Origin of the sequence: Rubneribacter badeniensis (assembly GCF_002899695.1) — a bacterium.
In the GTDB taxonomy this organism is placed as follows: domain Bacteria; phylum Actinomycetota; class Coriobacteriia; order Coriobacteriales; family Eggerthellaceae; genus Rubneribacter; species Rubneribacter badeniensis.
This window is the reverse complement of sequence record NZ_PPEL01000010.1, coordinates 17,321-30,482: the sequence shown is the minus strand read 5'-3', so window position 1 is coordinate 30,482 and position 13,162 is coordinate 17,321. Positions and strand designations below refer to the sequence as shown.

The following is a 13,162-nucleotide window of genomic DNA, read 5'->3' as shown; positions in this document are numbered from 1 at the left end:
GCCTACAGCACCACCATGTCGTGCGGGGAGCGGGTGAAGACCTCGAAGCCGCCCTCGACGACGACACCGAAGTCCTCAAGGCGCATGCCGAACTCGCCGGGAAGGTACACGCCCGGTTCGACCGTCACCACGTTGCCGACCGCAAGCGGCTCGTCGTTGCGCGGCGAGAGGTTGGGCTCCTCATGGATGTCGATGCCGACGCCGTGGCCCAGGCTGTGGCCCATCGCGCCGCCGAAGCCGTGCTCGGCCAGCACGGCTTCGGCCAGCTCATGAGCCTCCTTGCCGGTGATGCCGGGCCTCAGCAGGGCCTCTGCCCGCTCGTTCGCGGCTCGGACCGCCTCGTAGGCCGCGCGCATCCGATCGCTGGGCGCGCCGAGGAACACCGTGCGCGTCATGTCGGAGCAATAGCCGTGCGCCCGCGCGCCGAAATCCAGCACGACGCACTGGCCCGCCTCGAGCTTCGCATCGCCGGGCACGGCATGGGGACTGGCCGCGTTCGCGCCGGCGGCCACGATAGAGGGGAACGCAAGGCCCTCCGCGCCGTGGCGGCGCATGAAGTCCTCCAGCTCGATCTGCACCTCGCGCTCGGTGAGGCCGGGGCGCATGAAGCCGACGACGTGCGCGAAGGCGGCGTCGGTGACGGCTTGGGCCGCACGCAAACGCGCGATCTCGGACGGCTCCTTCACCGCGCGCAAGCGGCGCACGAGGCCGGACGTCTCGCGCAGCTCGCAGCGGACGCCGTCGCCCGCGAACGCCACCTCGAGGCGACGGTACTCGGCGAGCGCGATGGAATCCTCGATGCCGAGCGCTCCGCACCGCACCGCCCCCTCGCCCGAAGGATCGCCGCCCCTGCGCAGCGTCGCCTCGGCGAACGCGGCATGGGTGGAGCGGGAGTCGTCCACCGCCACGGCACCCTCGCGCGCCGCGGCGACACGGGCCGCTTCGGCGTAGCGCGAATCGGTGTGGAGCACGGCATCGCGCGACGTGACGAGCAGCGCGTGGGCGGCCTCGTCGTCGAAGACGCCATCGAAGGCGGTGAGCCACGCGACGTTCGAGGTGTCGCGCACGAGGAAGGCGTCGACGCCCGCGTCCGCGCACGCCGCGCGCAGACGCGCGAGGCGCGGGGCGGCGAGGGCGGGCGCGAGATCAGAGGGCGAGCAGGACATCGACGGCCTCCTTGTAGCCTTCCTTGCCCTTGCCCTTGATCTGGGCGACGCACACCGGGGCGATGACGGACACGCGGCGGAACTTCTCGCGCGCCTCGATGTCGGACAGATGGACCTCCACCGTGGGCACATCGATGGACGACACGGCGTCGCGCAGCGCGTAGGAGTAGTGCGTGTGCGCGCCGGGGTTGTACACGATGCCGTCGTAGACGCCGCGCGCTTCGTGCAGCCGGTCGATGAGCGCGCCTTCGTGGTTCGACTGGAAGCAGTCCACCTCCGCGCCGCGCTCGGCGGCGTATGCGCGCACCTCCCGCTCGATGTCGGCAAGCGTCACCGTGCCGTACACATCGGGCTCGCGCACGCCGAGCAGGTTGAGGTTGGGACCGTTCATCAGCAGGATCTTCTTCATGCCCGGCACCCTATCCCTTCGAGCGCGCCCATGCGTCCACGTGCGAAAGCAGCGTGTCGTCGTCCACGTCCACAAGCTGCCAATCGCCCACATCGCGCGGCAGCACGAAGCGCACCTGCCCGCGACGGGCCTTCTTGTCGCGCTTCATGGCGGCAAGCATCGCCTCCGGCTCGGCCGACCAGGAAAGCGCCGGCAGTCCGAGCGCATCGAGCAGCGCGTCTTGCGCCTCCACCAGATCGAGCGGCGTGTCCACGAGCGCCGCGCCCAACCGCGCGGCGAACCGCATGCCTTCGGCCACGGCCGCGCCGTGCGAGAACGTGCCGTAGCCCGCAAGCGCCTCGACCGCATGGCCGAGCGTGTGGCCGTAGTTCAAGCACTCGCGCACGCCCTTGCTCTCGGTCTTGTCGGCGGCCACCACGTCGGCTTTGAACACCACCGAGCGTGCGATGGCCTCGGACACCACGGCCTCGTCGCGCGCGGCGAGCGCGTCTGCCGCATCGACCAGCCAGAAGAAGAACTCGTCGGAATCGATGACCGACGCCTTCGCGATCTCGGCGCAGCCGCACGCCCACTCGCGCTCGTCGAGCGTGGCGAGCGTCGCGGTGTCGGCGCACACGTAGGCCGGCTGCTTGAACGCTCCCACGAGGTTCTTGCCCGCTTCAAGGTTCACGCCGGTCTTGCCGCCCACCGACGAGTCCACCATGGACAGAAGCGTCGTGGGAACCTGCACCACCGGCACGCCGCGCATGTAGGCAGACGCGACGAATCCGGCCAGGTCGCCCACCACGCCGCCGCCGAGCGCCACCACGACGCAGTCGCGCCCGAGGGAAAGCTGCGCCATCGCATCCCATATCTCGGCGGCCACCGCCACCGACTTCGCATCCTCGCCCGCGCACACGACGACGTCGCTTGCGCGGAAGCCCCCTTCGGCGAGGGACGCCTTCGCAGCGTCCCGGTAAAGCGGCGCGACGTTCGCGTCCGTCACGACCAGCGCGCGCTCCGTCCGCTCGAGCGCCGGCACACGGCGAAGATGCGCCCCGAGGCTATCGAGGATGCCCGCGCCGATGCGCACGTCGTAGGCATCCTCGCCGGGAACGTTGACCACTACCTTCGTTGCTGGCACAGGATGCCCTCCTTCTCAAGGATGCGTCGAACCTCGCGGGCCACCTGGGCAACCGTTTTGTCCACCGTGTCCACGGAGGCATCGGCCACCTCCTCGTACAGAGGCAGACGACCGTCGATGGTTTTGCGAGCCGTCTCCAAATCGCGGAACAGCGGTCGGGACGACACGTCTTTGACGCGCGCATACGCTTGCTCAGCCGTCACCTTCAGGTACACCACGAAACCGGACCGTTTGAGGATCTCGCGGTTCTCGGATTTGAGCACCACGCCGCCACCGCACGAGACAAGCAAAGGGTCGCGCTGAGAGAAATCACGCAGGACCTCAGTCTCCATGGCGCGGAACCCCTCCTCGCCCACCTCCGAGAATATCTGGTTGATGGTCTTGCCTTCGCGCCGCTCCACGTAGGCGTCAAGATCGACCGACGCAACGCCGCAGGTGCGCGCCAGCTTGCGCGAAGTGGAGGTCTTGCCCGCCACCATGAAACCGACGAAGAACACGGGGGCCGTCAGCTCGCACTGCGGACGCTCAGGCCGCTCCAGCACGGGCGCGATGACGACCGAGGCGGATTCCTCGGGCGCCACCACCGACAACGTCGGCTTTGAAAGCACTTCCTCCTCGTCTGCGGATCCGTTCGTTTCGTTCACGTTCGCTCCTTTCCTCGTCGTCGCGCTGTCCGGGCGCGGCGACGCGCTATCGCGTCGGCAGCTCGTCTTCCCGCCGCCTTAGCGCGCCATCGTCTTGAGCCGTTGCCGATAGGCGCGCAGCGCGGCTTTGATATCGACCATGGCGTCGCGTCCGAACTTCTCCAGATACGCCTCGGCCAGCACAAACGCCACTTCGCTCTCGGCCACGACGGCACAGGCGGGCACGGCGCAGGTGTCGCTGCGCTCCTTGGAGGCCTCCTCTGCCTCGAGCGTGTCGAGGTTCACCGTGGAAAGCGGCGTCATGAGCGTGGGAATGGGCTTCATGGCCACCGTCACGATGAGCGGCATGCCCGTGGTCATGCCGCCCTCGAGGCCCCCGGCGTTGTTGGATGCGCGCACGAATCCGGCCTGGGGATCGAGTCCGATGGGATCGTGCACGCGGGAGCCGGGGCGGCGGGCCGCCTCGAAGCCCAGGCCGAACTCAACGCCCTTGACGGCAGGGATGGAGAACAGCGCGCCGCCGATGCGCGAGGTGAGCCGGTCGCCCGCCGTGGCGTAGCCTCCCACGCCCGGAACAAGGCCCGTCGCCACGACGCGAAACGTCCCGCCCAAGCTCTCCCCCGCCTCTTTGGCCCGGTCGATGGCCGCCTTCATGGCCTCGGTGGCCGCCTCGTCCGGGCAGCGCACCTCGCTCGTCTCGATGGCGAGCGGCTTGTAGTCGGGCGCGCGCATGAGCGGATCGTCCTCTTCGAAGCGCGCGTCGCCGATGGAGGTCACGTACGAGAACACCTCCACGCCAAGGTCGGCGAGGAACTCGCGGGCGATGCCGGCGGCCGCCACGCGCGCCGCCGTCTCGCGGGCGCTCGCACGCTCCAAAATGTTGCGGCAGTCGTCGGTGTCGGTCTTGAGCGCGCCCACGAGGTCGGCGTGGCCGGGACGCGGCGTGACCTCGCGCTTGAGGTCGCTCGGAGGCCCGCCGAACGGCGCCATGCGCTCCTCCCAGTTCTCCCAGTCGCGGTTGCGCACGATAAGCGCCACCGGCGCGCCGGTCGTGCGCCCGAAGCGCACGCCGGACACGACCTGCACGACATCATGCTCGATCTTCTGCCGACCGCCGCGGCCATATCCGGATTGCCGCCGCGCAAGGTCGGTGTTGATCTGGGATTCCGATATTTTAAGGCCCGCCGGCACGCCCTCCACGATGGCTGTGAGGCAGGAGCCGTGGCTTTCGCCCGCTGTGAGGTATCGCATAGCTTCGTCGCTTTCCGCGCTTTCGGATGACGTTCGCGTCGTATTGTACCCCAAACCGCGCGAAGCCCGCGGAAGAGCCTTGCCGCGGGCTGTGCGAAATCGACGAAGCCGGCTGCGCGCCCGGCAGCTTCCGATTGCCGCCCTTACGGCAGGTCGAAGCCAGCCGCCTCGGCCATGAGGGAGAACAGCTCGTCATGCGAGGCCGAAACTTCCACCTCGGCCAGGTCGCACACGATGCCCACCGTGGCGACCGCCTGGCCCACGAGCATGCCCGCTCCGTCGAAAGCCGTGCAGCCCGCCTCGCGAGCGCCGCGCACAAGCGCCGTCTCGCCGTGGCCGTACACCGCGTCGAACACCGTCTGGCCAGGACGCAAAAGCGACGTGTCGAACGGCGCGGGATCGTCCGCGCACATGCCGAGCGGCGTCGCGTTCACCACGAGGTCGGCCGATCCAAGCGCCTTCGACGACGTCGCGTAGCTGCCGAACTTGAATGTGGGCCGTTCGTAGGCGGTGCGGAAGCTGCGGTGGTGGGGCGACGCGGCCGGCAGATCGATGGTGGCGTTCGCCAAAAGGCCGAAGCGTTCGACGTAGCCCTCGAGCACGCCGCGCGTCCGCTCCTTGTCGCGTCCGACGAGCAAGCACACGTCCGCGCCTGCCACCGCGCTCGCATGCAGGATGGAGAGCGCCGTGGGGCCCGTGCCGCACACGGCCACGCGCTTGCCCGCGAAGCTGAACCCCGTGCGCTCGAGGTACGCCGCGCAGCCCTGGCCGTCGGTGTTGAACCCGATGAGCGCATCCTTCTTGCGCACGAGCACGTTCGCCCCCCGGGCGAGCTTCGCCGAAGCGGCCGTATGCGCGGCGGCTTCGAACGCCAGCGGCTTGTAGGGCGTGGTGATGTTCACGGACAGGAAATCCCCTGCAGCCAGAAAGGCGCGCGCCTCGTCCTCGGAGGCGAGGTCCGCCAACTCGTAGCGCCACGGCAAGCCAAGGCGCTCGTACACGGCGTTGTACATCGCTGGCGACTTCGAGTGCACAACGGGATGTCCCAGCAAGTAAAGGTGTTCGCTCATGAGGTTCCCTCCGTTTTCGCAGATCCGCACGCCTCGGCCCCCTCGCGGTCTGCCGGGGCGGCGCTGGCCTCCACCGGCTGCGCAGCCGACGGAACCCCTGCGCCCTCCGGTTGGCGGCCCGCCATGACAACGCGCTCGAAATTGCGCAGCAGCAGCGTGTGGGGCAAGTCCTGCTCCACAAGCGGCGCGAGCAAATACGCCTGCATGCCGAGGAAGTGCGCGCCCATGACGTCGGTGACCAGCTGATCTCCCACCACCACCGTCTCGGATCGCTTCGCGCCGATCTTGCCGAGCGCCGCCAGAAACGCCGGCGGCAAAGGCTTCACAGCCTTCGCCACGATGGGAAGCGACAACCGGTTGGCCAGCCGATACACGCCCTCGTGCCAATTGTTCGACACGAGGCAGAACGCGATGCCCGCATCCCGCGCCCGCGCGAGCCACACGCCCACGTCCCGCGGAACCTCGTGCGTGTCGCGCGTGAGGATGGTGTTGTCCACGTCCAGAAGGACGTTGCGAAAGCCCCGCTCGATCAAATCGCGGTCGATGTCGATGCGCGACAAGCGCGCGAAGTAACGATCGGGCTCGAGAAACGCCATGGTGGGAACCGCCGCCTACGAGAACGTGCTCTGATGCTCTTCGTACGTCTCGCTGAAGTAATAGTTCTCCCCTTCGAAGTAGAAGTAGAAGTACTTCCCGAGTGCCTCCTGGTCGGGCGCGCACACGGCTGTCAGGCAGTCGAGGCCCGGCGAGCAGATGGGCGTGGGCGGCAGACCCTGGTTCGCGTACGTGCTGTACGGCGTCTCGGCGTGCACCTCGTCGCCGGTCGGGTCGCGACGCAGCTCGTAGGCGGTCGTGGCGTCGCTTTGCAGGTAGCCGTAGCTCGGATAGTCATCGGTTGCCAAACGGTTGTAGAACACGGCTGCCACCTGCGCGCGGATCAGCTCGTTCCCGCTCGCCTCTTTCTCCACGATAGAGGCGAGGTTCACGGCGTCGTAGATGCTGAGCCCCTGGCTTTCGGCATACGACCAATCGAGGGATGCCGTCTCGGCCTGGAACTGGTCGAGCATCGCGCGGATCACGGAATCGGCCGTGGCGTCGTCGGCGATGTCGTAGGTTTTGGGGAACAAAAAGCCCTCGAGGCTGTTCGACCCCGCGCTTTCGAGGAAGGCGTAGTCGCCCGCGTAGGCGCTCGCATCGGAAGCAGCTGCGGAGAAGTCCTCAGCCGAGATGCGGCCCTCGGTGTGGTCGGCCACGGCATCGGCGATCTCCCAGAGCCGGTAGCCTTCGGGGATGGTGAGCGCGTTCGTCTCCGGACCGGCCTGAAGCGCACGGATGATGCCGTCGAGGCCCGTGCCGCCCGCGAACGTGTAGGTGCCGGGCTTGAGCTGGCTGTCCACACCCAGGTCGTTCACGCGGCGCGTGAATTCCGACGCGCTGGCCACGAGGCGCTTCTCGACGAGCTGCTGGCCGATGGCCTGCGCGCCCGCCCCTTCGGCCACCTCGACCGTGGCCTCCTCGCCCTCGCCAAGCAGCTCGACCGCCGGACCGGAGCAGCTGTTGAACAGCGTGACCCCTCCCCACGCAAGGCCGCCGAGCACCACGACGAGAAGCACGATGGACACGATGATGGGAGCTTTGCTCTGTTTCGGACGGATGTAGCTCGTGTCGTACGTGCGGAACTGGCGCTCGCCGCGCGCATGAGCGGAGCGCGCCGCATGGTTCGGCCGCTGCGAATACGTGACCTGCTTTCTCCGTGAGGGCATAGGCTTCCTTCATTCCTCCCGCTCGCGGCGCGCGTCGAGCCACGCCTGCAAAAACAAACTCGCGGCTATCATATCGATTTTGCCCCGCATCTCCCTTTCGCTCAGGCCCTTTTCACGCAAACTCCGTTTGGCCTCCCGCGAGCTCAAACGCTCGTCCGCAAACTCGCACGGAAGGCCGCAGGCAGCGGATATCTTCTGCGCCACCGCCCGTATGCGCGCGGCTTGAGGGCCCTCCTCGCCCGCCATCGTGTACGGCAAGCCGCATAGCAAAAGCTCCGGCTCCCAATCCTCCAGCACACGTCGAAACGGCTTCGCGTTGCCAAGCACCTCCGAGGCTGGCAGCACGCACACCGGCGAGGCCACCCGCTCCCCCGGATCGCTCACCGCGATGCCCACGCGCGCCTGTCCTATGTCGAGCGCGAGAATGCGCATTCCTACTTTATCTCCCTCACTTTTCCGTCAAACATCAGCGAGAGGCGCCGATGCGCCCCGCATCGCCCCGTTCCGCGGCTGGCGAACAAGCCAGTGGCTTGTTCGCTCCCCCACCATGCGCCCGAGCGGGCGCGCCCCGCGCAGCTCGCCTGCGCGGGGCGCGCAAGGGTAAGCGGAAAAGGGGCGAGGCGGGGCGCATCGGAGCCTCGCAGCGTCGACCGGTCCGCCGTTCGGCAGAACGGCGGAACTTATAGCAGCATCTCCCGCGCCGCGTCGAGCGCGGCGTCGATGCCTGCGGCGTCCTTGCCGCCGGCCTGCGCCATCGCGGGCTTGCCGCCGCCGCCGCCCTTCACGCAAGGCGCGATGGCCTTGATGACGGCACCCGCGTCGAACCCGGCCTCCACGGCCTCCGGCGCGCCGGCGGCCAAAAGCACCGGCTTGTCGTCCTTCTGCGCCGCGAGCACCGCCGCGCCGGGTGCGCCGAGGCGCGCGCGCAGGACATCCCACGCGTTGCGCATCTGCCCCGCGTCGGCCTCGCCCATGCGCCCGATGACGACGGGATAGCCCGCCTTCGCCGTGACGGCACCCGCCAGAAGCGCCTCCATGCCGTCGCCCGCAGCCACCTGCGCGCTGCGCTTGCTCTTGGCCTGCAGATCCTTGTACGCCTTCAGGTTCGCCGCCGCACGGTCGGCCACCTCCAGCGGGCGGCACTTCAGCGTCGCAGCCGCCGCCTTCAGCTCGGCTTCGCGGCTGTTCACGTACTCCAACGCGCCGTAGCTGGTCACCGCCTCGATGCGGCGCAGGTTCGCGCCCACGCTCGATTCGCTCACGATCTTCGCGAAGCCGATCTCGGCCGTGTTGCCCACATGGCAGCCGCCGCACAGCTCGCGCGAGAAGTCGCCCGCCTCTACCACGCGCACCACATCGCCGTACTTCTCGCCGAACAGCGCCGTCACGCCCGCTTCGCGGGCGGCGTCAAGCGACGTCTCGTAGATGGCGGTGGGAACGGCCTTCATGATGTGCTCGTTCGCCACGCGCTCCACCTCGGCCAGCTGCTCGGGGCTCACGGCCTCGAAGTGCGTGAAGTCGAAGCGCAGCCGGTCGGGCCCCACGTAGCTGCCCGCCTGCTTCACGTGGTCGCCCAGCACCTGGCGCAGCGCCGCGTGCAGGATATGCGTGGCCGTGTGATTGCGCGTGATGCGCGCGCGGCGCTCGGCGTCCACCGTCGCCGTCACCGCATCGCCCACGGAAAGCGCGCCTTCCGTCATCGCCACCTTGTGCGCCACAAGGCCCTTCTCGGGTGCCTGGGTGTCGCGCACTTCGGCGACGGCCCCAGCGGAGCGCAGCGTGCCGGTGTCGCCCACCTCGCCGCCCATCTCGGCATAGAACGGCGTCGTGTCCAAAACGACCTCGCCCGCCTCGCCCGCGGAAAGCGTCTGCACGCGCGCGCCGTCCTTCACGATGGCCGTCACGCGCGCCTCGGATTCCAGCTTGTCGTAGCCCACGAACGCCGTGGGACCCAGCTCCTCCAAAAGCTCGGCGTGCACGCCGCCGTAGGTGCTCCACGCGGCCTCGGCGTCCTTCGTGTTCGCGGCGCGGGCGCGCTCGCGCTGCTCGTCCATGCAGCGCGCGAAGCCGTCCATGTCCACCGCGATGCCGCGCTCCTCGCACAGCTCGCGGGTCACCTCCACGGGGAAGCCATACGTGTCATGCAGCGCGAACGCCTGCTCGCCAGACAGCGTGGTGCCGGAAAGGGCGGCCAGCGCCTCGTCCAGAAACGCGCGGCCCTGCCGCAGCGTGGCGCCGAAGCGCTCCTCCTCGGACAGGATCACGCGACGCGCCAGCTCGCGGTTCTCCACGATCTCGGGATACACATGCCCCATGAGGCGCACGATCTCGTCCACGTAGTCGTTGAGGAACGGCTTGTCGAGGCCCAGCAGGTGCCCCTTCATCACGGCGCGGCGCAGCAGGCGGCGCAGCACGTAGCCGCGGCCCTCGTTCGACGGTAGGATGCCGTCGGCGATCATGAACGTCACCGCACGGCTGTGGTCGGCCATGATGCGCAGGGACAGGTCGGCATCCTTGTCGGCGCCGTACTCCACGCCGGCAAGGCGCTCGCCCACCGCCACGAGGCTGCGCAGCACGTCCGTCTCGTAGTTCGACTGCACGCCCTGCAGGATGGCCGCGATGCGCTCGAGGCCCATGCCGGTGTCGATGTTCTTCTTCGGCAGGGGCTTGAGCGTGCCGTCCTCCTGCCCGTCGTACTGGGTGAACACGCAGTTCCAGTATTCGAGGAAGCGGTCGCAGTCGCAGCCCGGCGCGCAGTCGGGGCTGCCGCAGCCGAACTCGGGACCCTGGTCGTAGTACAACTCCGAGCAGGGGCCGCACGGACCGGTGGGGCCGGCGCGCCAGAAGTTGTCATCCTCGCCGAGGCGCGAGATGTGGCTGTCGGGCACGCCGAGCTTCTTCCAGATCTCGATCGTCTCGTCGTCGTCCTCGAACACGGTGAAGTACAGCCGCTCGGCCGGAAGCCCCAGCACCTCGGTGGAGAACTCGTACGCCCACGCGCACATCTCCTCCTTGAAGTACTCGCCGAAGCTGAAGTTGCCGAGCATTTCGAAGAAGCTTAAGTGGCGGCCCGTCGTGCCGATGATGTCGATGTCGTTCGTGCGCACGCACTTCTGCACCGTGGTGGTGCCGATGTAGGGCGCCTCGAGGTGCTTCTGCTGCAGGAAGTAGGGCTTGAACTGCACCATGCCCGCGCTCGTGAGCAGAAGCGACGGGTCGTCGGGAATGAGGGAGGACGAGGGCATGCGCTTGCAGCCCTTCTCCTCGAAGAAGCTCAGGTACTTCTCGCGGATCTCCGCACTGGTCATATATTCCATGTTCGCTTTCTTTCCGTCTCCTCGGGGGCCGCCGCGCGACCCGCTGTTCCCTCTGTTGGCACCGCCCATCGCTCACGCTATGGCACGAGCGCCCGCAGCGCCCTTAGCGCCCTCGACGATGACGCGCCTTCTCGTCGGCCTCGGCCCGACGCTGCCCGACGCGTTCGAAGGCGGCCGAGATGTCGGGGTGCGGCGACGTCGCGTCGGCGATGGGGTCGACCTTGTCACCCGCGGACGGAGTTCCCTGGAAGAACACTCCGTCTTGGCTCACGAGCTGCCGGCCCGTGCGCTTCTCGAAATAATACACGAAAACGGCCTTCGCGACGGCGACAGCCGGAATGGATGCGAGCATGCCCACAAGCGAGCCCATGAAGCCGTTCATCGCACCGCCGATGGCCGACCCCGCCATCAAGGCGATAAGAGTGAGCGCAGGATGCACGTCCACCGAGCTCGCCATGATCTTCGGCGAAACGAACGTGTAGACCACCTGCTGGATGGCGATGGTGCCGAGAAGCGCGATCACAGCGACCCAAGGGCTTACGAACACGCCCACAATGGCCGCAAGCGCGCCGCCGAGCCACGGGCCCACGATGGGGACGATGTTGAGCAGTCCGGCGATGCCGCCGAGCGCCGCGTAGTTCGGCACGCCGACGAGGGCGAACAGCACGCCGCAGCCGATGCCGATGATGGCGCACTGCAAAAGCGTGCCCTTGATGTAGCCGCCCATCACGCGCGTGAACGTGACGTGGAGCATTTCCAAGTCGTCAGCCCGCTTCGGGCCGACGAGGCGCTTGCATTCGGGGCCGAGCGCGGGCAGCTCCATGAGCATCCAAAACGCCACGACGAGCGCGAAGCCGATGGCCACGAAGCTGTTCACCACGCCCGCGCCGATGGCCACAACGCCCGTGGTGCCGTCGCGCACGAACGACGAGGCCCAATCCCCCAGCGCCTTGAGGGCTTGGGAAAGGTACTCCTGCACCGTGCTGTTTGACAGCACGTCGGCATAGCGCGCGTAGAGGTCGTTGCCCCAGCCGACGATGGTTTGCACGTAGCCGGGGATGCTCTCGATGAGGTTCGTGAACTGATCTCCCGCGCCGAACACCGGAGAGAACAGCAGCAGCCCGACGAGCGCGAGCACGGCGAACATGAGGACGTAGGCGAGGGCGGTGCCCACCACGCGCGGAACCCCGAGCTTCTCGAGCTTGTTCACGGGGCCGCGCAAGCAGAACACGATGACGACCGTCCAGATGACGATGCCCACCGGCACGCTGAGGATGTTGAAGAGGTACACGAGGACGCCGGTGAGCAAAATGGCGCCCACGATGGTCCAAACGGTCAGAAAGCCGCGCTTCGCCCTCTCGGTTCTGTCGGATTCGGATCGGGTGCTCTCCACGAAAACGCCCCGCTAAGCCGAAGGGGTCGTGCCGCCGTACGTGAAATAGCCCGGGGCAGAGGCGTCAGGAGCCGGAGCCTCCTCGGGAGCGTCGGGCGCGGGCACGTCCTCAGGGGCGCGCACGGGCGCGGCCTCGGGGACGCACGCGGGCACAGGAGCGGAAGCAGGCTTGGCGGGGACTTCCTCCACGCGCGCGGACGCAGGACGACTGGCGGGCTCTTCGCTGTCTGCCGCCTCGTCGCGCTCGGCCCTCGCCTGACCCAAGGCGACGGACTCGTCGCTGGCGCGGCGCTGCTTGAAGGCGTTGCGTACGCGCGACGTCACGCTGTTCACCAGCTCCAGAGGGGCGCTTGTCACCGAATCGACGGCCTCGACGGTCGACGACACGGAATCGGTGATCCCGCCCACGTCCTCGAGGATCTGGTCGACCCGCATGATCTCGAGGTTCGCGGCGTCCACCGTAAGCGACACGCGGTCGACGAGCGGATCGACCTTCGACGCTGCGGGTTCGAGCGAAGCCGTGATGCGCTCGACGCTGGCCAGCGTCGGCTCCACCCGCTTCTGCAGGTCGTCCACCGTCTTGCGGGCCTTGCGCACCGTCATGACAAGCTCGATGGCAAGCCAGACCAAAGCCACGCCGACGACGACGTACACCACCGGCAATGCCACGCCGAGAACTTCGCTGATATCCATTGCGCCTCCTGTATCCCGAAACAATCACTATAGCACGACCACGTTTTGATTCTATAGGGGTCGACGTTCGTTTTCACCCTGCTTCCACAGGAGTTTGAAATCGGTTACCTTCCTTGCGACATGGGGTTTTCACGATCCCCTTCCGCTTTGCCGCCGGAGGCGGGCTCGCCGTCCGCGGGGCGGCAGGATGTCGCATGCGCGCGCCGGCGCCCCACCGCCTTGCCGCCATCGCGTCCAGGCGCGGATGCCGCCCCGCTCGTGCTCGAGCCCGACGCCGCGTCTGCAACCTCGCGCGGGCGCGCGGACACCGGCGCATCAGCCCGGCGTCCCGCC

At 68.1% G+C, this 13,162-nt stretch carries 12 protein-coding genes; all 12 read right to left on the bottom strand.

What is annotated here, in order from left to right; translation table 11 throughout:
* Positions 1-2 precede the first annotated feature (2 nt).
* A complete protein-coding gene (locus C2L80_RS03490) occupies positions 3-1,166 on the bottom strand; it encodes a M24 family metallopeptidase (protein ID WP_103262654.1) in 1,164 nt (387 codons plus the stop codon).
* Complete coding sequence (gene aroQ, locus C2L80_RS03485; RefSeq protein ID WP_103262667.1) at positions 1,147-1,575, bottom strand: type II 3-dehydroquinate dehydratase; 429 nt, start codon at positions 1,573-1,575, stop codon at positions 1,147-1,149. The genes C2L80_RS03490 and aroQ overlap by 20 nt, the downstream gene beginning before the upstream one ends.
* A 10-nt stretch (positions 1,576-1,585) precedes the next feature.
* Complete coding sequence (gene aroB / locus C2L80_RS03480) at positions 1,586-2,698, bottom strand: 3-dehydroquinate synthase (RefSeq protein WP_087195975.1); 1,113 nt, start codon at positions 2,696-2,698, stop codon at positions 1,586-1,588.
* Positions 2,680-3,342 (bottom strand): shikimate kinase, encoded by a 663-nt coding sequence (locus C2L80_RS03475; protein WP_224759253.1) that lies wholly within the window; start codon positions 3,340-3,342, stop codon positions 2,680-2,682. Before C2L80_RS03475 ends, aroB begins: the two co-directional genes overlap by 19 nt.
* A 78-nt stretch (positions 3,343-3,420) precedes the next feature.
* Positions 3,421-4,593 (bottom strand): chorismate synthase, encoded by a 1,173-nt coding sequence (gene aroC / locus C2L80_RS03470; protein ID WP_103262653.1) that lies wholly within the window; start codon positions 4,591-4,593, stop codon positions 3,421-3,423.
* A 143-nt stretch (positions 4,594-4,736) separates the two neighbouring features.
* Positions 4,737-5,663, bottom strand: coding sequence for a shikimate dehydrogenase family protein (locus C2L80_RS03465; RefSeq protein WP_103262652.1), 927 nt, complete (start codon positions 5,661-5,663; stop codon positions 4,737-4,739).
* Positions 5,660-6,259, bottom strand: coding sequence for a YqeG family HAD IIIA-type phosphatase (locus C2L80_RS03460; RefSeq protein ID WP_103262651.1), 600 nt, complete (start codon positions 6,257-6,259; stop codon positions 5,660-5,662). The genes C2L80_RS03465 and C2L80_RS03460 overlap by 4 nt, the downstream gene beginning before the upstream one ends.
* A gap of 15 nt (positions 6,260-6,274) precedes the next feature.
* A complete protein-coding gene (mltG, locus tag C2L80_RS03455; protein WP_103262650.1) occupies positions 6,275-7,426 on the bottom strand; it encodes an endolytic transglycosylase MltG in 1,152 nt (383 codons plus the stop codon).
* A gap of 9 nt (positions 7,427-7,435) precedes the next feature.
* Positions 7,436-7,858: a Holliday junction resolvase RuvX gene (gene ruvX / locus C2L80_RS03450; protein WP_087194456.1), complete on the bottom strand. Its 423-nt coding sequence runs from the start codon at positions 7,856-7,858 to the stop codon at positions 7,436-7,438.
* A 248-nt stretch (positions 7,859-8,106) separates the two neighbouring features.
* Complete coding sequence (alaS, locus tag C2L80_RS03445; protein WP_103262649.1) at positions 8,107-10,743, bottom strand: alanine--tRNA ligase; 2,637 nt, start codon at positions 10,741-10,743, stop codon at positions 8,107-8,109.
* 103 nt (positions 10,744-10,846) lie between these two features.
* Complete coding sequence (locus C2L80_RS03440; protein ID WP_103262648.1) at positions 10,847-12,136, bottom strand: AI-2E family transporter; 1,290 nt, start codon at positions 12,134-12,136, stop codon at positions 10,847-10,849.
* A 12-nt stretch (positions 12,137-12,148) separates the two neighbouring features.
* The gene (locus tag C2L80_RS03435) at positions 12,149-12,829 is read right to left on the bottom strand and encodes a DUF948 domain-containing protein (protein ID WP_239938686.1); all 681 of its coding nucleotides are present in this window, start codon (positions 12,827-12,829) and stop codon (positions 12,149-12,151) included.
* Positions 12,830-13,162: the final 333 nt, after the last annotated feature.